General features: G+C 74.7%; 25 protein-coding genes. 13 read left to right on the top strand and 12 right to left on the bottom strand.

Annotated elements, in window-relative coordinates:
* Positions 1–11 precede the first annotated feature (11 nt).
* Both ACFV1W_RS34025 and ACFV1W_RS34020 read left to right on the top strand, forming a co-directional pair.
* Positions 12–959, top strand: a complete 948-nt coding sequence (locus ACFV1W_RS34025) for an NAD-dependent epimerase/dehydratase family protein (RefSeq protein WP_380421121.1) — start codon at positions 12–14, stop codon at positions 957–959.
* A gap of 13 nt (positions 960–972) precedes the next feature.
* Positions 973–2,052: a hypothetical protein gene (locus ACFV1W_RS34020; RefSeq protein ID WP_380421120.1), complete on the top strand. Its 1,080-nt coding sequence runs from the start codon at positions 973–975 to the stop codon at positions 2,050–2,052.
* An 85-nt stretch (positions 2,053–2,137) separates the two neighbouring features.
* On the opposite strand, the gene ACFV1W_RS34015 is transcribed toward ACFV1W_RS34020, so the two are convergent.
* The 4 genes from ACFV1W_RS34015 to ACFV1W_RS34000 all read right to left on the bottom strand — a co-directional run bounded on the left by ACFV1W_RS34015 (position 2,138) and on the right by ACFV1W_RS34000 (position 5,658).
* Positions 2,138–2,896 (bottom strand): polysaccharide deacetylase family protein, encoded by a 759-nt coding sequence (locus ACFV1W_RS34015; protein ID WP_380421119.1) that lies wholly within the window; start codon positions 2,894–2,896, stop codon positions 2,138–2,140.
* Positions 2,893–3,681, bottom strand: coding sequence for an SDR family NAD(P)-dependent oxidoreductase (locus ACFV1W_RS34010; RefSeq protein WP_380421118.1), 789 nt, complete (start codon positions 3,679–3,681; stop codon positions 2,893–2,895). Before ACFV1W_RS34010 ends, ACFV1W_RS34015 begins: the two co-directional genes overlap by 4 nt.
* Positions 3,674–4,675, bottom strand: coding sequence for a hypothetical protein (locus ACFV1W_RS34005; RefSeq protein WP_380421117.1), 1,002 nt, complete (start codon positions 4,673–4,675; stop codon positions 3,674–3,676). Before ACFV1W_RS34005 ends, ACFV1W_RS34010 begins: the two co-directional genes overlap by 8 nt.
* 179 nt (positions 4,676–4,854) lie before the next feature.
* Complete coding sequence (locus tag ACFV1W_RS34000) at positions 4,855–5,658, bottom strand: SAM-dependent methyltransferase (protein ID WP_380421116.1); 804 nt, start codon at positions 5,656–5,658, stop codon at positions 4,855–4,857.
* 230 nt (positions 5,659–5,888) lie between these two features.
* On the opposite strand from ACFV1W_RS34000, the gene ACFV1W_RS33995 reads away from it, so the two are divergent.
* Entirely contained in the window at positions 5,889–6,524 is a 636-nt protein-coding gene (locus ACFV1W_RS33995; protein WP_380421115.1) for an RNA polymerase sigma factor, read from the top strand.
* Between the two features lie 59 nt (positions 6,525–6,583).
* Positions 6,584–7,270, top strand: a complete 687-nt coding sequence (locus tag ACFV1W_RS33990; protein WP_380421114.1) for a hypothetical protein — start codon at positions 6,584–6,586, stop codon at positions 7,268–7,270.
* A 173-nt stretch (positions 7,271–7,443) separates the two neighbouring features.
* Here ACFV1W_RS33990 and ACFV1W_RS33985 read toward each other — a convergent pair whose 3' ends face one another.
* Positions 7,444–8,085, bottom strand: coding sequence for a hypothetical protein (locus ACFV1W_RS33985; RefSeq protein ID WP_380421113.1), 642 nt, complete (start codon positions 8,083–8,085; stop codon positions 7,444–7,446).
* A gap of 118 nt (positions 8,086–8,203) precedes the next feature.
* Entirely contained in the window at positions 8,204–8,524 is a 321-nt protein-coding gene (locus ACFV1W_RS33980) for a hypothetical protein (protein WP_380421112.1), read from the bottom strand.
* Positions 8,525–8,651: 127 nt separating this feature from the next.
* Here ACFV1W_RS33980 and ACFV1W_RS33975 point away from each other — a divergent pair, with 127 nt between their 5' ends.
* From ACFV1W_RS33975 to ACFV1W_RS33960, 4 genes are all read left to right on the top strand, one after another.
* Positions 8,652–11,030: an FHA domain-containing protein gene (locus tag ACFV1W_RS33975; RefSeq protein WP_380421111.1), complete on the top strand. Its 2,379-nt coding sequence runs from the start codon at positions 8,652–8,654 to the stop codon at positions 11,028–11,030.
* A gap of 119 nt (positions 11,031–11,149) precedes the next feature.
* The gene (locus ACFV1W_RS33970) at positions 11,150–11,806 is read left to right on the top strand and encodes a hypothetical protein (protein WP_380421110.1); all 657 of its coding nucleotides are present in this window, start codon (positions 11,150–11,152) and stop codon (positions 11,804–11,806) included.
* Positions 11,806–12,816, top strand: coding sequence for a serine/threonine-protein kinase (locus ACFV1W_RS33965; protein ID WP_380421130.1), 1,011 nt, complete (start codon positions 11,806–11,808; stop codon positions 12,814–12,816). The genes ACFV1W_RS33970 and ACFV1W_RS33965 overlap by 1 nt, the downstream gene beginning before the upstream one ends.
* A 13-nt stretch (positions 12,817–12,829) precedes the next feature.
* A complete protein-coding gene (locus tag ACFV1W_RS33960) occupies positions 12,830–13,204 on the top strand; it encodes a DUF1304 domain-containing protein (protein ID WP_380421109.1) in 375 nt (124 codons plus the stop codon).
* 33 nt (positions 13,205–13,237) lie between these two features.
* Here the strand turns inward: ACFV1W_RS33960 and ACFV1W_RS33955 are convergent, their stop codons facing one another.
* The gene (locus tag ACFV1W_RS33955) at positions 13,238–14,581 is read right to left on the bottom strand and encodes a streptophobe family protein (RefSeq protein WP_380421108.1); all 1,344 of its coding nucleotides are present in this window, start codon (positions 14,579–14,581) and stop codon (positions 13,238–13,240) included.
* A gap of 185 nt (positions 14,582–14,766) precedes the next feature.
* On the opposite strand from ACFV1W_RS33955, the gene ACFV1W_RS33950 reads away from it, so the two are divergent.
* Positions 14,767–16,299, top strand: coding sequence for a DUF6777 domain-containing protein (locus ACFV1W_RS33950; RefSeq protein ID WP_380421107.1), 1,533 nt, complete (start codon positions 14,767–14,769; stop codon positions 16,297–16,299).
* Positions 16,300–16,363: 64 nt separating this feature from the next.
* Here ACFV1W_RS33950 and ACFV1W_RS33945 read toward each other — a convergent pair whose 3' ends face one another.
* Positions 16,364–16,807, bottom strand: a complete 444-nt coding sequence (locus ACFV1W_RS33945) for a winged helix-turn-helix transcriptional regulator (protein ID WP_380421106.1) — start codon at positions 16,805–16,807, stop codon at positions 16,364–16,366.
* A 129-nt stretch (positions 16,808–16,936) separates the two neighbouring features.
* Between ACFV1W_RS33945 and ACFV1W_RS33940 the strand changes: the two genes are divergently transcribed.
* Together ACFV1W_RS33940 and ACFV1W_RS33935 are read left to right on the top strand one after the other, a co-directional pair.
* The gene (locus tag ACFV1W_RS33940) at positions 16,937–18,166 is read left to right on the top strand and encodes an MFS transporter (protein ID WP_380421105.1); all 1,230 of its coding nucleotides are present in this window, start codon (positions 16,937–16,939) and stop codon (positions 18,164–18,166) included.
* Positions 18,167–18,280: 114 nt separating this feature from the next.
* Entirely contained in the window at positions 18,281–19,102 is an 822-nt protein-coding gene (locus ACFV1W_RS33935) for a nucleotidyltransferase domain-containing protein (RefSeq protein WP_380421104.1), read from the top strand.
* 368 nt (positions 19,103–19,470) lie between these two features.
* Here the strand turns inward: ACFV1W_RS33935 and ACFV1W_RS33930 are convergent, their stop codons facing one another.
* Together ACFV1W_RS33930 and ACFV1W_RS33925 are read right to left on the bottom strand one after the other, a co-directional pair.
* Positions 19,471–21,090: an LCP family protein gene (locus ACFV1W_RS33930; RefSeq protein ID WP_380421103.1), complete on the bottom strand. Its 1,620-nt coding sequence runs from the start codon at positions 21,088–21,090 to the stop codon at positions 19,471–19,473.
* On the bottom strand, positions 21,083–21,655 hold the full coding sequence (locus tag ACFV1W_RS33925) for a DUF6542 domain-containing protein (RefSeq protein WP_380421102.1): 573 nt from the start codon (positions 21,653–21,655) through the stop codon (positions 21,083–21,085). The genes ACFV1W_RS33930 and ACFV1W_RS33925 overlap by 8 nt, the downstream gene beginning before the upstream one ends.
* A gap of 258 nt (positions 21,656–21,913) precedes the next feature.
* Between ACFV1W_RS33925 and ACFV1W_RS33920 the strand changes: the two genes are divergently transcribed.
* Together ACFV1W_RS33920 and ACFV1W_RS33915 are read left to right on the top strand one after the other, a co-directional pair.
* On the top strand, positions 21,914–22,207 hold the full coding sequence (locus ACFV1W_RS33920) for an antitoxin (RefSeq protein WP_380421101.1): 294 nt from the start codon (positions 21,914–21,916) through the stop codon (positions 22,205–22,207).
* The gene (locus tag ACFV1W_RS33915; protein ID WP_380421100.1) at positions 22,204–22,893 is read left to right on the top strand and encodes a lytic transglycosylase domain-containing protein; all 690 of its coding nucleotides are present in this window, start codon (positions 22,204–22,206) and stop codon (positions 22,891–22,893) included. The genes ACFV1W_RS33920 and ACFV1W_RS33915 overlap by 4 nt, the downstream gene beginning before the upstream one ends.
* Before the next feature lie 13 nt (positions 22,894–22,906).
* Here the strand turns inward: ACFV1W_RS33915 and galE are convergent, their stop codons facing one another.
* Together galE and ACFV1W_RS33905 are read right to left on the bottom strand one after the other, a co-directional pair.
* On the bottom strand, positions 22,907–23,923 hold the full coding sequence (galE, locus tag ACFV1W_RS33910) for a UDP-glucose 4-epimerase GalE (RefSeq protein ID WP_380421099.1): 1,017 nt from the start codon (positions 23,921–23,923) through the stop codon (positions 22,907–22,909).
* A 163-nt stretch (positions 23,924–24,086) separates the two neighbouring features.
* Complete coding sequence (locus tag ACFV1W_RS33905; RefSeq protein ID WP_380421098.1) at positions 24,087–24,704, bottom strand: hypothetical protein; 618 nt, start codon at positions 24,702–24,704, stop codon at positions 24,087–24,089.
* Positions 24,705–24,851 lie beyond the last annotated feature (147 nt).

The raw sequence follows: 24,851 nt of genomic DNA, 5'->3' as shown, positions 1-24,851 counted from the left end.
GGAGCAAGACCGTGCGGATAGCCGTCACCGGGGGCTGCGGGTTCATCGGCTCACACGTCGTGGACCACCTGATCGCGGCCGGCCACGAGGTCCTCGCCGTGGACACCACCGACAAGTACCTCAATCCCGACGCCGAACACGCCCGGATCGACATCCTCGACCTGCCGGCGCTGACCTCCGCGCTGGCCGGCAGCGAGGTCGTCTACCACCTCGCCGCGATGGCCGACGTCGAGCAGGTCTCCGCCGACCCGGTCCGGGCCGTGCGGACCAACATCGACGGCACCGAGGCCGTCCTGGAGGCCGCCCGGCGCAGCGGGCTGAGCCGCACCGTGCTGGCGAGCACCGTGTGGGTCTACGGCGCCGCCCCGAGCGACGGCCGACTCGACGGCGAGGAAGAGGAGCTGGACGAACACGTACCGATCGAGCTGGAGCACAGCGGGCACCTGTACGTGGCCACCAAACTGGCCGCCGAGATGCTGGCGCACAGCTACCGCGAGCTCTACGGGCAGCACTTCACCATCCTGCGCTTCGGCATCCCGTACGGGCCGCGGATGCGCGACGAGCTCGTCGTCGCCCGGTTCGTCCAGGCCGCGCTCGCCGGACGGCCGATCACCATCGCCGGGGACGGCCGGCAGAGCCGCAACTTCGTCTACGTCGAGGACCTCGCCGACGCCCACGTCCGGGCCCTCTCCCCCGCCGCCGAGGACCGGACCTTCGCCCTGGAGGGCTCCACCGCCGTCTCGGTGCGCGACATCGCCGACACCGTCGACGAGTTGTTCGGCCCGGTCACCATCGAGCACATCGACGGACGCAAGGCCGACTACACCGGGCGGCGGATCTCCTCCGCCCAGGCCAAGCGGCTGCTCGGCTGGTCGCCGCGGACCAACTTCACCGACGGCGTGCGCCGCTACGCCGACTGGTACCGGGCCGGCGCCGCCGCACCGACCACCGCCCGCTGACCGGGGCCGCCCGATGCCGCACGCCCTGCTGGTCTCCGGCTCGCTCGGCCAGGGCCACGACGTGATGGCCCGCGCGTGCGCCGACACCCTGCACGAACGCGGCTGGACCACCGGCACCGTGGACGCCATGGCCCTGCTCGGGCAGCGCTCGGGCGCCGCCGGCGAGGCCGTCTTCCGCCGGCTGCTCGGCCTGCCCGGGGTGTACGACGCCTTCCACTTCTCGGCGCTGCGCCCCGGCGCCCGGATCGCGCTGCTCGCCGACGCGGCAGCCCGCAGCCGGCTCGTCCCGGCGCTGCGCGAGCTGGTCGCGGAGCAGCGGCCGAAGCTGGTGGTCTCGGTGTTCGCCACCGCCACCTCGGCGGTCAACCGGCTGCCGCGGCGGGATTTCCGGCACTTCGTGTTCTGCACCGACGTGACGCCGCACCGGCTCTGGGTGCAGGAGGGCACCGACCTGTTCCTGGTCACCTCCGAGGTCGCCGCCTGCGCCGTGCGCCGCTACCGGCCGGAGGCCGACGTCGCCGTGGTGCCCGCACCACTGCGGCGGCCGTTCTACCGCCCGCCGGACCGGGCCGGGGCCCGGGCCGAGCTCGGCGTGCCGCCGGACGCCGCGTGCGTGCTGCTGATGTCCGGCGCCTGGGGGCTCGGACCGATCGCCCGCACCGCCGCCTCGCTGGCCGCCGCCGGGCCGCACGTGCTCGCGGTGGCCGGGCACAACCGGGTGCTGGAACAGCGGCTGCGGGCGGTTGCCCGCCGGGAGCCGCGGCTGCACGCCTTCGGCTACACCGACCGGATCCCGGCCCTGATGGCCGCCGCCGACCTGGTCGTCACCAGCTCCGGCGACACCTGCAGCGAGGCCCGGGCGCTCGGTCGGCGACTGCTGCTGCTCGACGTCGTCCAGGGCCACGGCCGGGACAACCTCCAGCACGAGCTGGAACTCGGCCACGCCGACGTCGCCACCGCGCGCCCCGCCGAGGTGGTCCGCAACGCGCTCGCCGCCCTCGGCCGCCCGGAACCCGAGCCGTCGCCCGGGGCGACCCCGGAGGCCTGGCAGAAGGGTTTCTGGGCGGCGCTGGAACGGGTCGGGCTGGGGTAGCCGGGCGGGCCCGGCCCCGCCTGCACCGCGGTGTTCCGGCCGACGTGCACCAGTCACAGGACCTGCACGTGCGCGACCTCGTTCGTCACCTCGCCGGGCGCGCTCCGCAGGAGCCGGGCGGCACGGCGTGGTCGCGCAGCGGGCCCAGGGTGAGGGCGCGGGCGCGGCAGTGGGCGGCGATCACCGGGAGGGCGTCGAGGGTCGCGCGCCAGGAGCCGGGGGCGGAGGTGCAGTCGGAGTCGTGCAGGAGCAGGGTGGCACCGGCGGTGAGGCCGGGGCGGGCGGTCGCGTAGACGGAGTCGCCGGTCGCCCCGGCCGTCCAGTCGCGGCCCCAGGCGGTCCACAGCACGCTGCGCAGGCCCAGGCGGCGGGCGGCCAGCGCCGGACCGGCGGTGAGCACCCCGTACGGCGGGCGGTACCAGCGCGGGCGGGCGCCGCACAGGCCGGTCACCGCCTCGGTGGCGCGGCGCAGTTCGCGCAGGTCGCGGACCGGGGCCGGGTACCACTGCCGCCGGTGGTGCCAGCCGTGCACGGCGACCTCGTGGCCGCGCAGCACCAGTTCGCGGCCGAGGGCTGGAGCGCGCTCCAGCATCGCGCCGAGCAGGAAGAAGGTGGCGCGGGCGCCGAGTTCGTCGAGGGCGTCCAGGACGTACGGGGTGCTGCGCGGGTCGGGGCCGTCGTCGAAGGTGAGGGCGACGTGGCCCGGGGTGGTGCCGTGGCCGGCGGTGCGACGGGCCAGGGTGCGGCGCAGCGGCGGGAGGCGGACGGCCGCCGGGGCGAGGTGCAGGAACTCCGCGCCGGCCGCGAGGGCGAGCACGAAGGCGGGAGCGGACCGGAGGCTCACCCGAAGCGGGAGGCCATCCGGCGGAACACGCCGGGCGCGACCCCGTGGATCCGGGCCGGGAGGCCGAGCCAGTGGGGGACGTAGAGGCGGTCCCGCTCGGTGGTCATGGTGGCGACGACGGTGGCCGCGACCCGCTCGGCCGAGACCGGGCGCGGGCGTTCGCGCTGGTACGGGGTGCCGCGCCGGTCGAAGAACGGGGTGTCCACCGCGCCGGGCAGGACGAGCCGCACACCGACCCCGGTGCCGCGCAGTTCGTACCAGAGGCTCTCGGCGAACATCGCCAGGCCGCCCTTGGTGGCCGAGTAGCCGGACTCGTCGCGCACGCCGACCTGGCCGGCCATCGAGCCGAGCAGCACGATCCGGCCGTGGCGGCGCTCCAGCATGCCGGGCAGCAGGAGGCGGGTCAGGTGCAGGGGGGCGGCGAGGTTGACCTCGATCATCCGGTCGAGGAGGTCGGAGGGGGTCCCGGCGAAGGGACCGCGCCAGCCGAGGCCGGCACTGGCGACCAGCGCGTCGACCCGGCCCGCGGCCGCCAGCGCGGCCTCGGCGAGGCGGGCGGGGCCGTCCGGTTTGCTCAGGTCCTCGGGCAGGGCGATGCCGCCGGTGCGCCCGGCGAGGGCGTCGAGGCGGGTGCGGTCGGTGCCGGAGAGCAGGGTCTGCCAGCCCGCGTCGGCCAGCCGGGTGGCGGTGGCGAGGCCGATGCCCGAGGAGGCGCCGGTGACCAGCACGACGGGGCGGTCGGTCGACCGCGGCCCCCGGGACCGGGACTGGGCTACCTCAGCCATCGCGGCGTCCTCCGCCATCGCTCACCTGCCGCTCCGTGGGCGTCCTGCCGTCCGATTTGTCCGGCAAGTCACCTTCGCACGGCAGAGCCGTCCGGGCTACCGGGGCGGGTCCGGCCCGGTGCCCGCGCTCGTCCCCGGCCTCGGGGCGCGGGGCCGACAGTTCGGCGGACTCGCCCTCCAGCTCACCGAAGCGGGACAGCAGGAACGTTCCGCCGACCGCGACCGCGAAGCCCGTCAGGGCGCACCAGGCGAGACCGGGGCGCGCGGAGTCCCCCAGCGCCACCACCCCGACCAGGGCCGGGCCGAAGGTCTCGGCCACCGTCCCGGCGGCGGTCGCGGCCGTCACCGTGCCGCGCTGCAGGGCGAGGGCGTACGCCAGGTAGCCGCCCAACCCTCCGAGCGCCAGGGCGTAGGCGGCCGGATCGGTGAACACGGCGGTGACCCCGGACGCGTCCAGCACCCGCACCGCGAGGCTGGTGATGCCGAAACCGATGCCCGCCAGCAGGCCCAGACCGGCCGCGGCGGCGGTGCCGTCCCGGCGGACCAGCACCAGCGTGGCCAGCAGCATCGCGGCGGTGGTCGCGAGCAGCGCCCAGTGGAAGGCCGCCGGGGCGTGGTTCCGGCCCTCCGCGCCGGAGCCCAGGGCCAGCAGGCAGAGGCCCACGACGACCGCGAGGATTCCGGCGACATCGCTCCGGTGCAGCCGCGCGCCCAGCAGCCAGACGGCGGCCAGGGCGGTGACGGCGAGGCTGGCGTTGGTGACGGCCTGCACCAGGAACAGCGGGAGGCTGCGCAGGGCGACGACGCTCAGCACGAAGCCGAGGATGTCGAGGGCGGTGCCGAGGATGAACTGCCAGGACCGCAGCAGCGCGGCCACCAGCCCCGCCCGCACCCGGTCCGCGCGCGGCGCCGACCGCGCCCCGCGCGCCTGGGACACCGCCCCGAAACCGAAGCAGACGGTGGCGACCAGCGCGGTGGTGAGTCCCAGCAGCATGCGTCTCCCTCGCGGGGCGGCGGCGGTCCACCATCCAGTCTGGGCCCGGGGCGGCGGGGGCGCACGGGTCACGGGGGGGTGCACGGGTGACGGGAGGAGCGGGCAAGGGGAGGCGGAAGGCGCGCGGCCGCGGGGAGACGAGGGCGGCGGTCGGTACCGTTGGCGCACTCGGCGAGCGGTCAGGGCCGGACGGCCACTCCCGCGTAGCCCGCGGCGTCGGCGGCGGGGACGGGGGGCTCGTCCGGGTCGGGCCGCCAGTGCGGGAGAGGGACGACGCCGGGGTCGAGGAGGGTCCAGCCCGTGAAGAAGCGGGCCACCTCGGCACGGGTGCGGGCCCGCAGGGGGGTGCCGGCGGCCTGGTAGACGCCGACGATGCGGCCGACCTCCTCGGCCGCGAAGTCGGGCGTGACGTGGGTCATCACCAGGGCGCTGCCGGGGACGAGCCCGGACTTGAGGCGTTCGACCAGCTCGTACGCCCCGGCCGCGTCGGGGACGAAGTGGAGCAGGGCGTTGAGGGAGAGCGCGACCGGGCGGGTGAGGTCGATGGCCTCGCGCAGGCCGGGTTCGGCGAGCAGGCCGGCGGGGTCGGTGACGTCGGCTTCGACGTACGCGGTGCGGCCCTCGGGGGTGCTGGTGAGCAGCGCCTGCGCATGGGCGAGCACGATCGGGTCGTTGTCGGCGTAGACGACCCGGGCGCCGGGCCGGATGCCCTGCGCGACCTCGTGGAGGTTGGGCGAGGTGGGGATACCGGTGCCGATGTCGAGGAACTGGTCGATGCCGGCCGCCGCGAGGGTGCGGGTCGAGCGGCGCATGAAGGCGCGGTTGGCGCGGGCGGCGTCGCGCACCCAGGAGGCGGAGGCGAGGACGTGGCCGGCGGCCTCGCGGTCGGCGGCGAAGTTGGTGCAGCCACCGAGGAAGTAGTCGTACATCCGGGCCGAGTGCGGCACGTTCAGCTGCAGGTCGACCCCGTCGTAGAGGCCCATCCGGCTTCCCCTCCCCCCTCGGCACCGCGGACACCGTCCGTTTGGTGCCCACCGTATCCGGGGGCCGAGCGTCCCTGCGGGGGACTCAACCCTTCGGCCAATCACATGGGATGACAATCTGTATTCGGCATGCAGCCTGGAGTGACGGGCCTGATGGAATGAGGATGGCACCGACAGCCCGACCCTCGGGTGGCCCGGCGAGCGGCCGACGGCCACGGAAAGCAGGCTCGATGACGATCGACAGGGGCGCCCCCGTGCGCGGGTACCGCGGAGGGACGGCGGTGGAGGGCGCCGGCGCGGCCGGATCGGAGCGGACCGCGGTGCCGACGGAGGTGGTCCTGCGCCCGGACCTCACCTACGCCGCTTTCTGCGAGACCCACGAACCCGCTTGGCACGCGCTCGCGTTGACCCGGATAGGCAGCCAGGCCGATGCGCTGCTCGTGGTCGAGGCGGTCAAGGCCGACCTGGCCCGCTGCTGGCCGCAGGTGCTGCGGTTCGAGGAACCGGCCGCGTACGCCTGGCGGTTGGCGAACCGGCACGTCGGGGACTGGGTGGCCGCGGACGAGCCGGTCGAGGTGGAGGCGGTCACCTTCGCGGCCGTGATCGGAGCGTTCAAGCAGGTCGCGGACGGGCTGCTGCAGAGCGAGGCGGACGAGGTCCGACTGTACGCGGAGATCCTCGAACTGCCGGACCGCCAGCGGGACGTGGTCATCCTGCGCTACCTGCTGGGCCTGCACGCCAAGGTGATCGCGGCCTACCTGGGACGGCCGGTGGCCACCGTGCACTCCAACCTCCGCCACGCCCGGGAACGGCTGGCGCGCCGGCTCGGGGTGGGCGAACTGCCGGACCGCGGGGGCGAGTCGTGACGACCGGCCGCCAGGGCGAGCCGGATCGCAGGGCGCGCACCGACGCCGGGGGGCGCCCGGTGTTCCGCGTGCCCCGGCGCGAACGCGCCCACGCCGAGCGGATCGCGGCCCTGCGCCAGGCCCGGCTCACCGCAGCCCCGGCCCACCTGCCCTCGGAGCACGAGCAGGCCGCCTTCGAACTGGGCCTGGTGATCGCCCTGGTGCTGGGGGCTCCCTGCGCCTCCCGGGGCCTGGACCTGCTGGTCAACGCGCGCCGGATCCAGCCGGAGGGGGCGGAGGTGTTCGGTGCACTGCTGTACGCCACCGGCAAGGAGGAGGGCGCCGAGTTCTGGTGGCGCTTCGCCGCCGGCTCGGGCAGCGGGACGGCCGCGTACTGCCTCCACCTGCACCACCTGAAACTCGGCGAGACCGACGACGCGGACTACTGGCGGGCCTGGTCCGAGCAGCTGTCGACGGCCGAACGTCCGCCCGGGCCACGGTGGTTGCGGATGAGCCGGCCGCTGCTGCCGGAGGAGGCCCGGCACGACATCCTCTCCCGGGTGCACCGGGGGCTGGCGCCGCAGCTGCCGCCCGCGCTGGTCGCGGTGATCGACCGGCTGCCGCTGCAGGGCGGCGGCGAGGAGGAAACCCAGGAGGTGCCGAGCCCGTGGGGGCTCACCTCCGGGGCGACCGCGGCGTGCTCCTGGGACCTCCCCCGGCCGTCCGGCGAGGCGGACCGGCCGAAGGAGGAGGACCCGTTGGGGTGAGTGCGCCCCGGCGGCCCCGCCGTCCCACGTTCAGGTGAGGGCGGCCGGCCGGGCGACGACCTCGGGGCCGCGGCCGCCCCGTACCGAGCCGCCGGCCGTCCGGACCCGGCCTGCGGGCCGGCGGCCAGGATCCGGGCCCAGTGCCGCAGGGCGCCGGTCACCTTGCGGCGGCCCTACGGGCTGCGCTCGGCGGCGGCGATCTGGATCGGGGTCGGAGCGGTGACGGGCGGCAGCTCCTTCCCGGCGGCGAGGGCGTACCAGTCCTGGATCAGCAGGGCGGTTGCGGCGCCGTCCGCGCCCGCGTGGCACACCACGGCGACCAGCCGGAGCAGCTCCGGCCCGTCGGCGAGCAGGGTGAAGCGGATTCGCGGGACGGCCGCGAGCCGCACCGGAACGGCGACGTCGCTCTTCCCCGACTCGGCAGCCAGTTCATCGAGTTCGCGATCGTCCAGGCCCCCCGCCTCGACGACGGTGACGGCGAACCGGCCGCTCCCGTGCACCACCTGGCTGTCCGGGAAGCCGTCCGGGTCGAAGCCGGGCGGGAACGAGGTCCGCAGCGACTCGTGCCGCTCGACCAGCAGGCGCAGCGCGTCCAGGCCGGCGGCGAGCGTGGCGCCGGGCGGAACGGGCCAGACGGACTCCTTGTTGATCTGCTCGGGGGCCTCGCGCCGGATGCGCCGGATCATGTCGACCTGGCCGCGGGTGAGCGGGCCGGAGCCGCCGGTCGTCGCGGCGAAGCGGACGGTGACCTGCCGACCGGTCCGGGTCGGATCGTTCGGTGCCGCGTCGTGCGGTGCAGCGTTGTGCGCAGTCACGTCGTACGCGCCTTTCGGCTCGCCGGGAAGGGCTCAGCGGAGGAGCGGAGGAGCTGAGGTACGGCCGGACGCTACCAGCGGCCGACGGTGACCGTCCATTTTCGGATGATGAATCAACTTACTTGCCCGCAAGAGAGGTTGTTCCCGGCTTGGAGTGCGGCGCCACGAGTGGCGACAGCCGCGCGATCCGGCCCGTCGCCTCGGCGAGGGCGCCGTCCGCGGTGTGGATGTCCAGCGGCACGCCGGAGTCGTCGCAGACCGCCCGCGGCGCGTCCCCGTCGGCGCGCAGCCGTCCGGCGAACCCCGGCACCCGGTCCAGGGCGAGGGCCGGTCCGGCGGCGAACCGGTCCTCGTCCAGTGGGCGGCCGAAGCAGAGCACGACGGATACGGCGCGGTCCGCGAGCACCGTGTCCATCAGCCCGAGGCGCAGCACCCGCATCCCTGCACTCGGGGGCGGGCACGCCGGACGACAGGGCCGCGCCGGGGCCGTGGTCCAGTCCAATGTCACCATCCGGCGAGGCCGTTCGCGAAGCACGACGGCTGCGCCCGACGATAGAATTCGCTGCATGGGAGAGCGCACCGGCGCGCCCACCGCGCCGCCCCTCGTCCTGGTCACCGACCGCGACTCCCGGCTGATCGACCCGACCCGGGCCTACCATCTGGGCCGCGACCCGACCAGTGAGATCGTGCTGGACGACCCCCGGGTCTCCTGGCACCACGCGGTGCTGCGCACCACCGAGGGTCACTGGCTGCTGGAGGACGTCGGCAGCACCAACGGCACCTACGACGAGGGCCGCCGGGTCGACCGCGAGGACGTCGGCCCGGGCACCAGGCTGCGCTTCGGCGATCCGGCCACCGGCCCGTCCGCGACCTTCGCCGGCCTGCCCGCCCCCGCCGCCGACCCGGCGGCCGCCGAGCACCCGACCCTGCTCGCCCCGCAGAGTTCCAGCGTCTTCCGCAGCCCGAGCGCCGTCATGGAGCTGCCCGGCCCGACGGTGAGGATCGGCCGGGCACCCGACAACGACCTGGTGCTGGACGACCTGCTGGTCTCCCGGCACCACGCCGAACTGCGCGAGCTGCCGGGCGGCGGCCACGAGATCGTCGACCTGGACAGCCACAACGGCACCTACCTCAACGGCCGCCCGGTGCGGCGCGCCCCGATGAGCCCGGCCGACATCGTCGGCATCGGCCACTGCGAGTTCTGCCTGGTCGACGGCCGGCTGGTCGAGTACGACGACACCGGCGAGGTCTCCCTGGACGTGCAGCACCTGGTCGTACGGGTCGGCCCGGACCAGCGGGTGCTGCTGGACGACGTGGGCTTCCCGCTCACCGAGAGGACGCTGCTCGCGGTGGCCGGCCCGAGCGGCGCCGGCAAGTCCACGCTGCTCAACGCACTCACCGGGCTGCGCCCCGCCGACGAGGGGACCGTGCTGTACGACGGCCGCGACCTGTACCACGACTACGCCGAGCTGCGCCGCCGGATCGGCCTCGTCCCGCAGGACGACATCCTGCACACCCAGCTGACCGTCCACCGCGCCCTGTCCTACGCCGCCGAGCTGCGCTTCCCCGGCGACACCGCGCGGGAGGAGCGCGAGGCCCGGGTCCGCGAGGTGATCCGTGAACTGGGGCTGGAGGAGCGGGACCAGCAGGTGATCGCCAGCCTCTCCGGCGGCCAGCGCAAGCGGGTCAGCATCGCGCTGGAACTGCTCACCAAGCCCTCGCTGCTCTTCCTCGACGAGCCGACCTCCGGCCTGGACCCGGGCATGGAGCGCTCGGTGATGCGGATGCTGCGCGGACTGGCCGACGACGGCCGCACGGTGGTCGTGGTGACGCACAGCGTGCTGAGCCTCAACGTCTGCGACCGCCTGCTGGTGCTGGCCCCGGGTGGCCGGACGGCCTACTACGGTCCGCCGACCGAGGCGCTGGAGTACTTCGGCGAGCAGGAGTGGCCGGAGGCCTTCGAGGTCTTCGAGAGCGACTCGGAGGGGGTGTGCCAGCAGCGGTTCCGCGCCTCGCCGCAGTACCGGCGGTACGTGACGGCCGAAGCGGCGCACCCGGCGCAGCCACCGCAGGCCTCCGCCCCCGTGATCGGCCGGGAGAAACCGCAGAGCTGGTTCACCCAGCTGGGCACCCTGGTGCGCCGCTACGCCGCGGTGCTCGCCGCCGACCGGCTGTTCCTCACCGTGATGGTCGTCCTGCCGTTCCTCATCGGCCTGATGTGCCGGGTGATGGCCGGCTCCCGGCTCACCGACGAGAACGCCATCAACTGCCTGCTGACGCTCTGCCTCGGCGGTGTGCTGATCGGCTCGGCCAACGCGGTGCGCGAGGTGGTCAAGGAGCGCGCGATCTACCGGCGGGAACGCGTGGTCGGGCTGTCGAGATCGGCGTACCTGGCCTCGAAGGTGGTGGTGCTCGGCCTCGTCACGGTGGCCCAGTCCGTCCTGCTGACCGTGGTCGGCCTGGCCGGGGTCACGCTCACCGCGCAGCCGCGGCCGAACGCCCCGCCACCGGTGACCAGCGGCGTGCTGATGCCCCAGCTGCCCGAACTGATCGTCGCGATCGCGCTGCTCGCCTTCACGTCGATGGTGCTCGGTCTGGTGGTCTCCGCGTTCGTCGGCAAGGAGGAGACCACCATGCCGCTGCTGGTGCTCCTCGCGATCATCCAGGTCGTCTTCAGCGGCCTGATGCTCAAGCTGCACGGCGTACCCGGACTGGAGCAGTTCGCCTGGCTGATCCCGTCCCGGTGGGGCCTGGCCGCCATGGCCAGCACCGTCGACCTGAACCGGCTCATCGTGCCCAGCCCGATCACCGAGGACCCGATGTTCCGCCACGAGCGCACCGGCTGGCTGATCGACCTGGCCGCCCTGCTGGTCCTCGCGGTGGCGTACGGGCTGGCGGTTCTCGCCCTGCTGCGGCGGCGCGAGCCGACGATCATGCGCAAGTAGCCGCCCCGGCCGCCGCCGGTAGAGTGGAAAACGACCTGCGGTGACAGTGCCGCACGCAGCCCCGGCCGCCGGCTCCGGCCACCGGCCCGGCTCGCGCGGCGGAGGGAATCCACCCGCCCATGGACGAGTTCGCGTTCCGCCCCACCCACGTCGCCCCGCCCGACGGCATGGCGACCTGGACGGCCCCGGACCCGGCACGGCCGTCCGCCCGGCTCGACCCGCTGCTCCCGGTGCGGCTGATCGCCCGGCAGGGCGACTGGGCGCAGATCCTCTGCTCCAACGGCTGGACCGCCTGGGTGGACGGCCGGCTGCTGGTCGCGCTGCCCCAGCCGCCGCCCGCCGCGGGCGGCCCGCCCGCCCGCACCGCCGACCCGCGCCCCGCGCTCGCCGAGGCCGAGACGGCGCTCGCCCGGCACCGCGCCCTGCTGGAGGACCTCGCGGCGGGCACGCTGGACCTGGAGGCCTTCCGGGCCCGGACCCGCGGCCAGCGGATCGGCCTCGTCGCGGACGGCGAGGCGCTCTGGGTGTTCGACCCGGTGCACGACCGCTGGTGCTACTGCGACGGGCTGCAGCTGCAGACCTACGCGGCCACCGACCGGCCGCCGCCCGCACCGGTGTCCACGCCGGTCTCCCCGGTGCCCGCGGCGCCCCGGGGGGCGGCGACGGCGGCTCCGACGGCGTCCGTGGAGGCTTCCGCGAAGACCTCCACGGAGGCTGCCCCCACGGCGACGCCCGCGCCCGGCTCGTACGCCCCCACCCGGACCGGTGAGCCGTGATCCCCGCCGAGCCGCCCCCGGCGCCGAGCCTGCCGGCCGGCCTGGTCGGGCGGCAAGTGGCCGGCTACCGGCTGGAGAAGGAGATCGGGCGCGGCGGGATGGCCGTGGTCTACCGGGCCAAGGACCTGCGGCTCGGCCGGACCGTCGCCGTCAAGCTGCTGGCCCCCGAGCTGGCCCGCAACGAGGTGTTCCGGAAGCGCTTCATGCACGAGTCCGAGGCGGCCGCGGGGATCGACCACCCGCACATCGTCCCGGTGTTCGAGGCCGGGGAGCACGACGGCATCCTCTACCTGGCGATGCGCTTCGTCGACGGCGGCGACCTGCGGGCCCTGATCAACCGGGACGGCCCGCTGCCGATCGAGCGCGCCACCCGGCTGGCGCTGCAGATCGCCTCCGCGCTGGACGCCGCGCACGACCACGGTCTGGTGCACCGGGACGTCAAGCCGGGCAACGTCCTGGTCGCCGCCGGCACGGACAGCGAGCACCCCGAGCACCTGTACCTGGCGGACTTCGGGCTGACCAAGAAGTCCCTCTCGCTCAGCGGGCTGACCAGCGTCGGGCAGATCGTCGGGACGCTGGACTACGCCGCGCCCGAGCAGATCTCCGGCAAGCCGCTGGACGGGCGCTGCGACCAGTACAGCCTCGGCTGTGTGGTCTTCGAGCTGCTGGCGGGCGCCCCGCTGTTCCGCCGGGAGAGTGACCTCGCCCTGCTCTGGGCGCACCTCAACGACCCGCCGCCCGAACTGCGCGAGCAGCGGCCCGACCTCCCGGAGGCGGTCGGGGCGGTGGTCGCCCGCGCCCTCGCCAAGGCGCCCGGGGACCGGTACCCGAGCTGTCTGCAGTTCGTCGCCGAACTGCGGGCGGCCTCCGCTCCCGCGCCGTGGAGCGGCGGCGGACCGGCCACCCGGGTCGTCCCCGCCGTCGCCCGGGCCCCCGGCGCCCCGGCCCCCGTACCGGATCCGCCCGCCTGGGCCGGGCCGGCCGTCCACCCTCCGTCCCGGGACCGTTAGGGAGCCGTCGACCATGAACGGTGTGAGCCAGGTCTTCGCCATGCTCGCCGCCGCCATCCACCTCGTGGTCTGGCCGCTGGAGAGCTACCTGTACGGGCACCCACGGGTGCGCTACCTGCTCACCGGCAACACGGCGGACGCCCCGGAGGTCCGGCTGTGGCGCTTCAACGTCGGCTTCTACAACCTGTTCCTGGCCCTCGGCCTGGTCGCGGGGCTGGTCCTGCTGCACACCGGGCACGCCCGGTCGGGGCGGCCGGTCATCCTGTACGTCGCGGCCTTCATGGTGGCCGGCGGGACCACCCTGTTCGTCTCGGAGCCGAAGCTGTGGCGCGGCGCCCTGACCCAGGCCGTCCCGGCGGCGGTCGTCCTGATCGCCGAGGCGGTCTGAGGCCCGGGCCGCGCGTTCCCGCCCGGCAGGTGCTCAGCCGCCCGCGTCCCGGGCGACCTCGCCGCGCCGCCGCACCCGTGAGGCGAGCAGCGCCCCGATCAGCCCGGTCACGAGCCCCCAGCCCGCCGCCAGCGGCACCGACGGCCACAGGTCGGGGCGCAGCGTCAGGCTGCCGCTGCCCAGTGACGACACCGGGTTGCTGCCGCCGAGAACGGCCCCGAGCAGGTCCCCCAGCCCGCCCTGGCCGAGGCCCACGCCCAGCACGGACAGCCCGTAGTCGGCGTCCATCCGGGTCCACAGGCCGACCAGCAGCACGGTGACGGCGGTGGCCACGGCGAAGCGGACGGCGTGCTGCCAGAGCCGGACGGTGCGCGAGGAACGGTGGGCGGCCAGGAAGGCGGCGGCGAGCAGCAGCACGGCGGCCACCGGCAGCAGCCACCAGACGCGCCCGTCGTGCCCGGCCAGAGTGCCGATGTCGATGGTCGCCTCCTGCCCGCCGGGGGCGCGCAGCACCGCGCTGAGCGATTCGGGCACGGGCAGGCCGAGCGCGCCGACCAGCCGTCCGTGCCAGACGGCGCCGAGTCCGATGCCGAAGGCCAGCCAGACCAGATTGGGCAGGGCGAGCAGCACCACGGCCAGGATCTGCCGGGGGTCGTCGTGGGTGATCGCGGTCACGATCCCGGCGACCACGCCGATCACCACGTACGCCAGCAGCACCATCCACAGCGCGAACGCGGCCGGGCGGACGGCGAGTTGGTAGCGCAGCAGGCCGGCCGGCAGCGGCGCCCGACGGGACACCGCGAAGACGGCCGCGAGCACCAGCAGCAGCCAGGCCAGCCCGATGCCGATCGTGGTGGGGCCGTCCGCGTGGAAGCCGACCTCGGGGGTGAGCCCGAGCACACCGCCGATGGTCTGCGCCAGGCTGCCGCCGAGCTGGATCACGAAGGTGTGCTTGGCGGTGACGGTGATCACCACCAGGGCGATCAGCCAGAGCACCACCGTCCGGGCGATCCGGCCGAGCAGTTCACCACCCCCGGCGACCGCGCGGAAGCGCAGTTGACGCAGGAACACCTCGGCCATCACGACGGCGCCGACCAACGACACGCTCAGCGGCATCGCGTCGATCCCGGCGTCCACGGCGGCGAAGCTGCCCGCCCCTCCGTCGAGTTGGACGGATCCGCCGACGGCCAGCGCCAGCGTCGCTGCGAGCACGGGTGGGAAGCCGCCCTCCGGAAGGTCGTCGGCGCCGGCCAGCCAGAGTCCGAGCGCGGCCACCGCCGCCATCGCGACGAGCCCGGCCAGCACGACCGCGAGCGCGTCCAGCCAGCCGCGGACGGCTCCGGGCGGGCCGGCGGCCCCGGTGGTGGGCTGGTTCATGCCGCCTCCCTCTGTTCGAGCGGACCCGGTCCGTTCCCAGGGTGACCGACCACGGCCGGGCACGCTCGGCGACGACGGCGGCACCTGCTGTTGCGGCGAACGGGGTACCGGGGGGAAATGGAACCCAGTGGCAGGAGCTTCCCGTTCCGGCCGTTCGCACCGGCCGCCTGCGAAACGGAGCCTCGATGAGTTCCCAACCGCCCCCCTCCGGCCCGCCGAGCGAGCCGCCCTACGGCCCGCCCTCCGGTCCCCCGTCCGGCCCGCTGGCCGGTCCGCCGTCGGGTGGCGGCGCGGCCGGACCTCCGCCGCCCTCGGGCCCGTCCGGGTCCTCCTCCGCCGGCGCGGGCGGCCGAGGCCCGCGCCGACCGTGGTGGCGCTCGGGGAAGGGCCTGGCGGCGGCCGCGGCGGTACTGGTGGCGGCCGTGGTGGCCACGCTGCTGGTCGTCAACAACCAGGGCGGCAAGAACGAGGCCATTCCGAGCGCCAACGAGGTCGCCCTGCAGAGCCCGGCCGATCCGGGACCCGCCCCCTTCACCCCTTCGGTGGAAACCCAGGGCATGAGCGCTCCCGCGCCCAGCCCCTCGCCCACCAGTGCCCCGGCCCAGCCGGGCGGTTCGGCGAACAGCAGCTCCCCGGCCGTCCTGCACAGCGTGGAGGGCGGCTCGGCGGGACTGTACGGCGGGACGATGAACAAGCCCAGCTGTGACACCGAGCGGCTGATCGGCATGGTCAGCAGCGGTGACTCCGGCCGGGCCTGGGCCTCGGCGGCCGGGATCCAGCAGTCCGACATCCCGTCCTACCTGCGCTCCCTGACCTCGGCGTACCTGCGGGTGGACACCCGGGTGACCAACCACAGCTACAAGAGCGGCGCCGTGGTCGAGTACCAGTCGGTGCTGCAGGCGGGCACCGCCGTCCTGGTGGACGCCCATGGCGTGCCCCGGGTCCGGTGCTCCTGCGGCAACCCGCTGAAGCCGCCGGTGCTGGTGAGCAACGCCAAGTACACCGGGAAGGCCTGGACGGGCTTCCAGCCGAGCTCGCTGATCGTCGTGGTGCCGACGCCGAAGCCGGTCACCGAGATCACCCTGGTGAACGTCGAGACGGGCGGCTGGTTCGTCCGGCTGACCGGGCGGATCGACGTGGTGGACCAGCACGTCGACCAGCCGAGGGGCCCGCTGGTCCCGGGCATCCCGCCGCCCGGCCCGTGGAAGCCGACCGGCCCGGCGGCGACGGCCCCGACCTCCGGCAGGACCTCGTCCCGGTCCGGCTCGCCGAGCACTTCGGGTGCCACCCCCTCGGGCGCGAGGTCCTCGGGTGCCACCTCCTCCGGCGCGACGCCCTCGGGTGCGACCTCTTCCGGGGGCACGTCCTCGGGCGCGACGTCGCCGGGCGCCGCCTCGTCGGGCGCCACCTCGTCGGGCGCCACCTCGTCGGGCGCCTCGTCGGGCGCGAAGTCCTCCGGGGCGACGTCCTCGGGCGCCGCCTCGTCCGCTGCGACCTCCTCCGGGGCCTCCACCGAGACGGGCTCGACCTCGGCCACCTCCTCGACCAGCGCGGGCAAACCCTCACAGAGCACCTCGACGAGGAACAACCCCTCCTCCGGCTCGACGTCCACGTCCACGACGTCCACCGCCGGCTCGACGCCCGCTCAGCCGCCGAGCAGCAGGGCCGTGACGAGCGCCGGCTCCACCGCCCCGACCACGACCGAGGGCACGCCCTGACCCGGGCCCGGCCCGGCTCCCCGCCGCCACCGTCCGCTCCGCCGGTCGGTGGCGGCGGCGCGTCTCAGGGCAGCAGCACCTTCGCGTCCTCCGGTCCCAGCACCCGCCCGTCCGCGGCACGCACCTCCACCGGGGCGACCGGCGCGCCGGACGCGCGGTCGACCAGCCGGGCCCGGGGCTCACCCTCGGCGAAGAACCACTGGTCGCCCCACTGCCGCAGAGCGGTGATCACCGGAAAGAGGGCCCGTCCCTTCTCGGTGAGCACGTACTCCTGGTAGGAACTGCCGTCGGCGGCGGGGGCGAGCTCGAACACGCCGGTGGCGACCAGGTTGGCCAGTCGGGCCGACAGGATGTTCTTGGCCAGCCCCAGGTTCTTCTGGAACTGCCCGAAGCGGCGCAATCCGTCGAAGGCGTCACGAACGATCAGCAGCGTCCAGCCGTCGCCGACCACGTCGAGCGGGCGGGCGACCGGACAGGCCGACTCCTCGTGCGTGGTGCGTTTCGGCACTTCGTCCCACCTTTCAGCCGATCGGCGCTCAGCGTACCGCCGACTTGCGGTTGCTTATTGAAACCAGAATATGCCAGGGTGACGCGGTAGCACTTTGAAACCACTGCCGTCCTGCAAGGGAGTCCGCCCATGACCCCTCCCGCCCCTGCCACCGGCGCCGACGCCGACGCCGAGCCCACGGCACCGCCGGCCCGCGGCCTGTCGCCGGCCGTCGTCTGGCTGCTCTCCGTCACCTGCGGCCTCGCCGTCGCCAACGTCTACTACTCGCAGCCGCTGCTGGACCTGATCGCCCGGGACTACGGCATCGCCCCGGCCGCCATCGGACTGGTCGGCACCTTCACCCAGGCCGGCTACGCCCTCGGCCTGCTGCTGCTCGTCCCGCTCGGCGACCACGTCGACCGCCGTGCCCTGACCACCGCCCAGCTCGCGCTCTCGGTGCTCGCCCTCACCGTCGTCGCCGCCGCTCCCTCCGCTCCGCTGCTGCTCGCCGCGATGGCCGCCGTCGGCGTCCTCGCGGTGGTCGCCCAGGTCGTCGTCGCCCACTCCGCCTCGCTCGCCGCACCCGGCGACCAGGGCCGCGTGGTCGGCACCGTCACCGGCGGCATCGTGGTCGGCATCCTGCTCGCCCGCACCGTCGCCGGAACGATCGGCGACCTGGCCGGCTGGCGCGCCGTCTACCTCGCCTCCGCCGTCGCGACCGGCGCCATGGCCTTCGCCGTCGCCGCCGCCCTTCCGCCCGAGCGCCGCGGTCCCGGCGGGCGGATCCGCTACCTGCGGCTGGTCGGCTCGGTGTTCACACTCTTCGCCGCCGAACGGGTGCTGCGCGTCCGGGCGGTACTCGCCCTGCTCACGTTCACCTCCGTCACCGTCCTGCTCACCCCGATGGTCCTCCCGCTCGCCGCACCGCCCTTCGAACTCAGCCACACCCAGATCGGCCTGTTCGGGCTGGCCGGAGCCGCCGGGGCGCTCGGAGCCGGCCGCGCGGGCCGCCAGGCCGACCGCGGCCGCGGCCGCGCCGAACGCACCGCCGGCATCGGCCTGTCGGCCATGCTCGCCGCCTGGCTCCCGGCCGCACTGCTGCCGCACTCGGTGTGGTGGCTGGTGCTCGCCGTAGTCGTGATCGACTACGGCCTGCAGTCAGTGCACGTGATCAACCAGCACCTCCTCTACCAGGTCCGCCCGGAGGCCCGGAGCCGCCTGACCGCGGGCTACATGCTGCTCTACTCCGTCGGCTGCGGAGCGGGCGCGATCGCCTCCACCGCCGTCTACGACCACGGCGGCTGGACCGCCGTGTGCCTGCTCGGAGCTGCCACCAGCCTCGCGGCCCTCCTCCACTGGCTCACCGCCAGGCGTGGCTGAACGGCCGCCGGCCCTGCCGCGGCGGGACGTCCGCGCGCGACCGACACCTCGACCGGGCGTCACCTCGCGCACAAATCGGTGGCCGCCGACGCCGCGAACCGGCAGAGTGCCGCCGTGATCGGCAACGGACTGGACGAGGACGGATACATCGCGCGGGAGGGCTCGCCGGAGCGCGTCGCGGCGGAGTTCACCCCGGTGGTCGAGGCCGCCCGGGAGCGGATCGCCACCGCCTTCGGCCCCGCGCGGCTGCACAGCGCCTACCTGTACGGCAGCATCGCCCGGGGCACCGCGGTCCCAGGCGTCTCCGACCTCGATCTGTTGCTCGCCCTGCGCCACCGACCCACTCCGGAGGACCGCGCCCGGGCCGACGCCCTGGAGGCCGGCCTCGACTCGGCCTTTCCGCAGGTCGACGGCGTCGGGGTGCTCCTGTCCGGCGCGGACACCCTGCTCAGTGAGCTGGAGCGGCACGACCTGGGCTGGTTCGTCGCCTGTCTGTGCACCCCACTGCTCGGCGAGGACCTCGCCGAGCAGCTCCCCCGCTACCGCCCGACCTCCCTGCTCGCCCGGGAGACCAACGGCGACCTCGCGCTCGTCCTCCCCCACTGGCGCGAACGACTGGCGGCCTCGGCCCCGCACGGCGCCGCCCCGGACGGCGGTCTCGCGGCGCTCAGCCGCGCGGTCTCCCGCCGACTCGTCCGCACCGGCTTCACCCTGGTCATGCCCCGCTGGAACGGCTGGACCAGCGACCTCACCGCGTCCGCCGAGGCCTTCGCCGCCCACTACCCCGACCGCGCCGAGCAGATGCGCCTCGCCGCGGCCGTCGCCCGCACGCCCACCACCGACCGCGCCGTCCTGGCCGTCCTCATCGACGACCTGGCCCCCTGGCTGGCCGCCGAGTACACCGCCGTGCACGGCGAGAAGGCGCCGCGCCCGTGACCGGCACCCCCTCGTCCGCGAGGTCTTCCCCGATCTCGTCCGGGAGCTGACGGCACTCCTGGAAGCGGAGGGTGAGGCCGAACTCGCCGCCGGCGCCGGGGACCTGCGCCTGGTCGCGGACTGCGGCTGCGGCGACGACTTCTGCCAGAACTTCCGCACGGAGCCCCATCGGGCCGGACGGCCGTACGGCCCGGGCCATCGCTGCGTGCCGCTGCTGCCCGCGGAGGGCACCCTGGTCCTGGACGTCGTCGACGGCCGGATCGTGTACGTCGAGGTACTCGGTCGCGAACCCTGCGGGACCTCCCCGAGCCCCCGGTCCGGCGCGGTCACCGGCCCGTCCACCCCGACCGGTGACCGCCCGTCACGCCTCAGTCCACACAGGGAATCCCTCCCGCCTTCACCGCGGGCCCCTGCATCGGCAGCCCGGCGGCCGGGTCGGCGGACCCGTCCGCCGGGGCCGGGGCACCCGCTGAGGGCGCGGCCGGGGTGGGGGTCGGGGTGCGGGTGGCGGCGAGGGTGACCAGGACGTGGCCCGCCGCGACCGCCGAGGACGCAGCGGCGGTCACGCCGTAGCGCGCGGCGACCGCCTGGGCGTCGGCCTTGGCGCCGCTGCCGTAGGTCACCGTGGTGGCGCGGGTCCGCGCGGGGGCGTCGCCGATCCTGCCCGCCTGGTAGCCGAGGGCGACGAGGAGCTTGGACTCGGTGGCGGCCGCGCCCGCGCCCGCCGCCGAGTTGACGTCGACCACGGACCTGGGCGCGGCGCTCGGCGAGGGCGCGGGCGCGGGCGTCTCCCCGGGACTTGGGCCGGGGCCGGGCGCCGTAGCCGGGGTGGTGAGTGCCCCGTCCCGGTTGAACAGCTGCCGGACGATCTTCTTGATCAGGTCCGGGTTGACGGTGTTGACCTCCTGCCCGCCGACGGTCTTGAAACCGGTGATCGGCAGGGTGTTGAACTCGACGTTGCCGCCGGTGAGGTTGGGCGCCTGCTGGGCGAAGTCCAGGACGTTCCACTCGTTGTCGATCACGACGTCCTTCTTCACCACCCCGAACAGCTTCTGCATCTGCCCGAAGTCGTTGAGGATGCCCTGCTGCTTGAGCCGGTACTCGACCGAGGAGATGAACGCCTGCTGCCGGTGGGTGCGGTCGAGGTCGCCGTTGGTGAGGTGGTGGCGCTGACGGACGAAGGACAGCGCCTGGGCGGCGTTCAGCGAGCTGATCCCTGCGGGCAGCTTGAGGCCGGTGCCGCCGCCCTCGTGGGTGGTGGTCCGGGCGATGATCGGATCGTCGACCGGGTGGTTGAGGCAGACCTGGACGGGCTCGACCGCCTTGGCGATGTCGTAGAAGCCGATCAGGTTGACCTCGGCGAAGTGGTCGATCGGGACGTCCAGGAAGCTCTGCACGGTCTGGATGGTGGCCGAGCGGCCCGCCTCCCGGCTCTGCCGTTCCAGTTCGGCCTTGGACATGCCCTTGCCGGCCAGCTTCGCCTCGGCGGCCTCCTTGGCGATGCCGTAGGCCTCCTTGATCTTGTGCATCCTGCCGTCGGCGCCGACGGTCTGCACGTAGTCGTCGCGCGGGACGGACAGCGCGGTGACCTTGCCCCCGTTGGCCGGGATGTGCAGCACGATCAGGGCGTTGGTGTTGTAGCCGCCGATCTCGCTGGAGCCGGCGTGCAGTTCCTCCTCGACGAACTGCTTGGGCAGGTCGTTGCCGTCCATGTCCTTGCGGCTGTCCAGGCCGATCAGCAGCAGGTTGACGGACTTGTCCAGGTGCGGCGGGGCGTTCCGCTTGGCGTCCGCCAGCGCGGTGGACTTGATCATGCCGTCGTCCAGGCTGCGGTACTCGTACCAGGTGAAGCCGCTGGCGCCGAGCACCGCGACCGAGACGGTGCAGGCCAGGGTGCGGCCGGCCACGGTCAGCGGGGCGGAGTTGCGGCGCGGGGCGGAGCCGCGGCGGGAGGCCCGGCCGCGCGGGCGGTCGCTGCGCTCAGCCACGGCGCCCCCTTCCGCTCGGGGCGACCGCCCCGACGGGCTTGCGGCGGCCGAGCACCACCCGGACCACGATCACCAGCACCGCGAGGGCCACCGCCTCCGCCATCACCGGGAACGCCCCGACCACCCAGCGCACCGCGCCGGTGCCCAGGCCCTTGCCCCGGTACCGCTCGGGATCGGACAGGTACTCGACCCCCGAGGCCGTGAGCAGCACCACCACCGGGGCGGCGGTGACCACCCACCAGCGACCGCCCCGGCTGCACAGCAGGGCCGCGATGCCGGTGCCGAGCACCGCGCCGACCGCGAACAGGACGCCGACCCCGGGGCCGCTCAGCTCGTCCGCGACCCCGCCGACCAGCGGCAGCCCGACCGCCGCGAGCGCGGCCACCAGGCTTCCGCGCCGACGGGCCTGCTGCCTGCGGCGCGAGGCCGCGCCCCGCTGGACGCGGCCCTGCCGCGACGGGTCGGCGGCACCGCCGGCGCCGCGGGAGCGCTGGGCGGGAACGGCGGGGTCCTCGGTACGGGTTCCCGCGTCCTGGTACGACGTTCTCGCCCGCTGGCCGGCCATGCGCACTTCCCTCGATCGTTTCGGCAGCGGCGGCGCGACCACGCCACCGCTCGTGCCGGGACGCCACCGGTCCCGTGGCGATTCCCGCCGTCTACAGGCCTGTAGGAGCTGGTGTGGAGCATACAAACCCATTTCAGCAGAGTCACCCGCCGCCGTTGCGCGGCGGCGGACCGCCTTTCCCGGCCCTCGTTAGGATGACCATGATCCCCGCCACGTCGGCACACCAACAGGAACGCATCGGAGCAGCAGAGCGTCACCATGTTGGGGAGTCCGAAGAACCTCGCGGACAAGGCCACGGACCTCGCCCGCGAGCACAGCGAGGTGCTCGGGCAGGGTCTGGAGAAGGTCGGCGACGTGGTCGACGACCGCACGGACGGCAAGTACAGCGGGCAGATCGACACCGGCGTCGAGAAGGCGAAGGACTTCCTGCGCCACCTCGACGGGGAGCAGAAGCCGGCCGGACAGGGCCGGAAGAGCCTCCCGCGAGGCACGGTCGACCGTACGGCGATCGAACTGGATGACGGGCGAACGGGGAGGGGCCGGCAGCGGTGAGCGAGGAGCAGAAGGGGCCGCGCTGGGGGCGCTGGATCGTGATCGGCGTCCTGGCCGCGGCCGGGTGGGGCATCGTCCGCGGGGGCGGGCACGAGCCCGCCGCATCCTCGGCGGCGCCCTCCTCGTCACCGTCCACCGCCGCCCCGGGCGCGTCGTCCGCGTCGTCCGCGGCGCCGTCCGCGCCGCCGTCGAAGCCCTCCGGCGCCTACGAGCCGGCCGACTACGCGGCGCCCGTGCGCAAGTACGCCGCAGAGGCCGGGGTCAACCCACAGCTGTTGATGGCGATCCTCTACAACGAGGCGTACAAGCCGCACGACCCGGACTTCGAACGGGCGTGGCAGCGCAACAAGCCCGACGCCGCCTTCGGCATCGCCAACATGCACCGGGCCGCCTTCGACGACACCAAGCCGGGGCGCCCGTTCGCCGACCGCCGCTGGGAGGAGCTGCCGGACGACCGCAACCTGGCGATCCAGGCGGCCGCCTGGCACCTCCACGACCTCGCCGGCCAGCTCCCCGCCCGGGTGAGCGCCCCGCTGAACAAGGACGAGCTGCTCGCCCTCGGCTACAACGCCGGGGCGGGCAACATGCTCGCGTTCGCCCGGGGCGTCAAGATCGGTGCGCAGGCGCAGTCCTACCTGGATCGCCTGCACGACAACTGGGCGCGGTCCGGCGAGGCCGTGAAGTAGCGGCCGGGGGCGGTCAGCTGACGCCGAGCCGGGCGGCCCATCGGGCGCGCCAGGCCAGCGCGTCGGCGACGCCCTCGGCGAGGCTGTGCTTCGGCGTCCAGCCGAGCAGTTCGCGGGCGGCGTCCACGGAGGCGTAGCAGCCGATCACGTCGCCCGGACGCGGCCCGGCCTCGCGGACGTCCAGCTCGGCGCCGACGGCCTGCTCGAAGGCGGCGACCAGTTCCCGGACGGTGGTGCCCTCGCCCGTCCCGACGTTGATCGCCCGGTAGCGGTCGGCGGCGTCGGGGGCGATCACCTCGTCGAACCGGAGCAGCGCCGCGACGTGCGCCTCCGCGAGGTCCTGGACGTGGATGTAGTCGCGGATGCCGGAGCCGTCCCGGGTCTCCCAGTCCACGCCGGTGACGGTGAACGGGGTGCCGTGGGTGTGCGCCTCGATCAGCTTGCCGAGAGCGTGGCTGGGGTTGAGGTTCTGCAGGCCGGTGCGCAGCCGGGGGTCGGCACCGATCGGATTGAAGTACCGCAGGGCGATGACCCGTTGCCGTTCGGCGCCCTCGCCCCGGGTCCAGTCCTGGAGCACCTGCTCCATCATCAGCTTGGTGCGCGCGTACGGGCTGTTCGCCTCGACCGCGGAGCTCTCGTCGACCCGGCCGTCCGGGGTGGGCGCGTAGATCGAGGCGGAGCTGCTGAAGACCACCCGGGTGCAGCCGTGACGCTGCAGGGCGTCGAGGAGTTCGACGGTCTTGGCGACGTTCTCCCGGTAGTAGAACAGCGGCCTGGCCACCGACTCCGGGACGACGATCCTGGCCGCGCAGTGCACGGTCGCGTCGATGTCCGGATGCTCGGTGAAGATCCGCTCCAGCAGGGCGGCGTCGGCGATGTCACCGCCGTAGAAGACGCGGTCCTCCACGAACTCGGCGCGGCCCCTGGACAGGTCGTCCAGGACGACCGGGGTGATGCCCCGGTCGAGCAGGGCCGAGGCCACGGTGCTGCCGATGAAGCCGGCACCGCCGGTGATCAGGACCTTCCTCATACGCGGTCGCTCCCTTGCGATCGGCCGGACGTCCGGTGACGCCCGGTGATCGTTGGGACGTCGTCGGTGCACGCCCGGTTCCCGTCGGCGGTGTGCCGCCGGTCGACGGGCGGCGGGCGCCGCCGCTTTCCGGTACGCCGGCCGGATACGTCGGCCCGGGCCGTCAGCGTCGCGCCCGGGCGCGCAACCGGAAGCCGGCGGCGACCAGGACGACGGCCGCGGTGGCGGTGCCGATGGCGGCCCAGGTGGTGGCGTCGTCGGTGGTGTCGTGGACGGGTGCCGCGGCGGTGGCGCTGGGGGCGCGGCCGACGGAGGCCGCGGCGGCAGTGGCGGGCGCGGTGGCGGGCGCGGCGGCGGCCGGCCCGGAGCTGACGGTCGCGTCCAGCGGCGCCGGGTCGCTGATCGCGGCCGCCTCGACGTCGAGTTCGCGCTCGCCGTGGCCCAGCGAGGGGAAGGCGCAGTCGACGGCGACCTTCCAGTGCCCGGCGGGCAACAGCTCCCGGGTGGTGTACGTCCCCGGCTGCCCCGGCACGGGGACCAGCCGCCAGGGGCCGACGGCCCGGCCGTCGGCGGCGGTCGCGGCGAGCGTGCCGGCGAATTCCTCGGTGACCGGGTCGTGGTCGTTCTCCCAGGTGGCGACGGCACTGACGTGGCCGTTGCGCTGCCCGGCCACGTCCAGGTGGACGGTGTCCCCGTGGGCGGCGGCGGGTGCGGCGGCGGGCAGGACGGCCGCCGTGGCGAGGGCGAGGGGGGCGAGCAGCGGGCGGGTGCGGGTGCGCATGACGGGCGGTCCTCGGGCGGTGGGGGTGCAGGGTGTGGGAGCGGCAGCGGGTGGGGGCCCCCCCCCCAGCGGGGCCGGCCCCCCCCCCGGGCGCCGGGTGGGTTAGAAAAAAAAAAAAAAAAAAAAAAAAAAAAAAAACAAAAAAAA

The organism is Kitasatospora sp. NPDC059648, assembly GCF_042734825.1.
GTDB lineage: Bacteria > Actinomycetota > Actinomycetes > Streptomycetales > Streptomycetaceae > Kitasatospora.
The sequence above is the reverse complement of the archived record's forward strand: the minus strand, read 5'-3'. Positions and strand labels throughout refer to the sequence as shown.

Coding starts and splice junctions, on each gene's coding strand:
- ACFV1W_RS33980 (WP_380421112.1), bottom strand. CDS start 8,524: ATGCGGGTGCTGCGCCTCGGGCTGATGGACACGGTGCTCGCGGACCGC.
- galE (WP_380421099.1), bottom strand. CDS start 23,923: ATGAGGAAGGTCCTGATCACCGGCGGTGCCGGCTTCATCGGCAGCACC.
- ACFV1W_RS34010 (WP_380421118.1), bottom strand. CDS start 3,681: ATGGCTGAGGTAGCCCAGTCCCGGTCCCGGGGGCCGCGGTCGACCGAC.
- ACFV1W_RS33955 (WP_380421108.1), bottom strand. CDS start 14,581: ATGAACCAGCCCACCACCGGGGCCGCCGGCCCGCCCGGAGCCGTCCGC.
- ACFV1W_RS34000 (WP_380421116.1), bottom strand. CDS start 5,658: ATGGGCCTCTACGACGGGGTCGACCTGCAGCTGAACGTGCCGCACTCG.
- ACFV1W_RS33940 (WP_380421105.1), top strand. CDS start 16,937: ATGACCCCTCCCGCCCCTGCCACCGGCGCCGACGCCGACGCCGAGCCC.
- ACFV1W_RS34005 (WP_380421117.1), bottom strand. CDS start 4,675: ATGCTGCTGGGACTCACCACCGCGCTGGTCGCCACCGTCTGCTTCGGT.
- ACFV1W_RS33970 (WP_380421110.1), top strand. CDS start 11,150: ATGGACGAGTTCGCGTTCCGCCCCACCCACGTCGCCCCGCCCGACGGC.
- ACFV1W_RS33905 (WP_380421098.1), bottom strand. CDS start 24,704: ATGCGCACCCGCACCCGCCCGCTGCTCGCCCCCCTCGCCCTCGCCACG.
- ACFV1W_RS33960 (WP_380421109.1), top strand. CDS start 12,830: ATGAACGGTGTGAGCCAGGTCTTCGCCATGCTCGCCGCCGCCATCCAC.
- ACFV1W_RS33920 (WP_380421101.1), top strand. CDS start 21,914: ATGTTGGGGAGTCCGAAGAACCTCGCGGACAAGGCCACGGACCTCGCC.
- ACFV1W_RS33925 (WP_380421102.1), bottom strand. CDS start 21,655: ATGGCCGGCCAGCGGGCGAGAACGTCGTACCAGGACGCGGGAACCCGT.
- ACFV1W_RS33950 (WP_380421107.1), top strand. CDS start 14,767: ATGAGTTCCCAACCGCCCCCCTCCGGCCCGCCGAGCGAGCCGCCCTAC.
- ACFV1W_RS33995 (WP_380421115.1), top strand. CDS start 5,889: ATGACGATCGACAGGGGCGCCCCCGTGCGCGGGTACCGCGGAGGGACG.
- ACFV1W_RS34020 (WP_380421120.1), top strand. CDS start 973: ATGCCGCACGCCCTGCTGGTCTCCGGCTCGCTCGGCCAGGGCCACGAC.
- ACFV1W_RS33975 (WP_380421111.1), top strand. CDS start 8,652: ATGGGAGAGCGCACCGGCGCGCCCACCGCGCCGCCCCTCGTCCTGGTC.